Raw genomic sequence first — 1,180 nt, 5'->3', positions numbered from 1 at the left:
TAACCAATCTGACATTAAAAAACTGGCCGAGCAAATGGCTGGTAGCATGAATAGCTTTGATGACATCAAAGACTTTCAGAAGCAGCTCATGCAATCCTTTATCGACACTGCTCTTGAAGCTGAGATGGAAGACCATCTCGGCTACCCCAAGCATGAGAAAGCAGACAAGCCTAATAAGCGTAATGGGCACACTAAAAAGACCATCCGTAGCGACACAGGCGATTTTGAGATATCCACCCCAAGAGACCGTGATAGCAGCTTTGAGCCTGTACTCGTCAGTAAGCATCAAACCCGTATTAGTGGCCTTGATAACAAGATCATCTTCCTTTACGCCAAAGGTCACACCACCACCGAGATTGTAGAGAGCATCAAAGAGCTCTATGACGTCGACATCTCAAGCTCTCTTGTCTCAAGAGTCACCGATAACATATTAGAGGACATTATCGTTTGGCAGAACCGGCCGCTGAGCAGTGTTTATCCTATCGTCTATTTAGACTGCATTGTCGTTAAGGTACGCCAAGACAAGCAGATCATCAACAAGGCGATCTATCTGGCCTTAGGAGTGGGACTTGATGGTAGAAAAGAGCTGCTTGGCATGTGGCTATCAGAGAATGAAGGCGCTAAGTTCTGGCTTGGTGTTCTCACTGAACTACAAAACCGCGGCGTTCAGGACATTCTTATTGCTTGTGTCGATGGTTTAAAGGGCTTCCCTGATGCCATTAACACGGTTTATCCCAATGCTCAGGTTCAGCTTTGCATTGTTCATATGGTGCGCTATTCGATGAAGTTCGTGCCGTGGACGGATAAGAAGGCCGTAGCGGCTGATTTAAAGGCAATTTATGGTGCTGATACGCTTGAGATAGCAGAGGCCAATCTTGAGCACTTTGATGAGGTGTGGGGTGATAAGTATCCGCATGTGGTTAAGTCTTGGCGTAATAACTGGGAGGGCTTAACGGTGTTCTTTGAGTATCCGAAAGATATCAGAAAAGCCATCTATACCACCAATGCTATTGAGTCTTTAAACAGCGTGATTCGGACAGCGGTGAATAAGCGTAAGGTGTTCCCGTCTGATCAGGCAGCGTTTAAAGTGGTGTACTTAGCCACCCAGCAGGCATCCAAAAAGTGGTCGATGCCTATTCGTAACTGGACGTCTGCTCTGAATCGCTTTATGATTATGTTT

1 protein-coding gene is annotated in these 1,180 nt (G+C 46.1%); it reads left to right on the top strand.

The genetic code is table 11. The features are described 5' to 3' along the window. Positions 1–1,180, top strand: a 1,180-nt coding sequence (locus IE130_RS14100; RefSeq protein ID WP_227676230.1) for an IS256 family transposase, incomplete at both ends; no start/stop codon positions are given.

Source organism: Psychrobacter glaciei (assembly GCF_014652895.1).
GTDB classification, from domain to species: domain Bacteria; phylum Pseudomonadota; class Gammaproteobacteria; order Pseudomonadales; family Moraxellaceae; genus Psychrobacter; species Psychrobacter glaciei.
The sequence above is the reverse complement of the archived record's forward strand: the minus strand, read 5'-3'. Positions and strand labels throughout refer to the sequence as shown.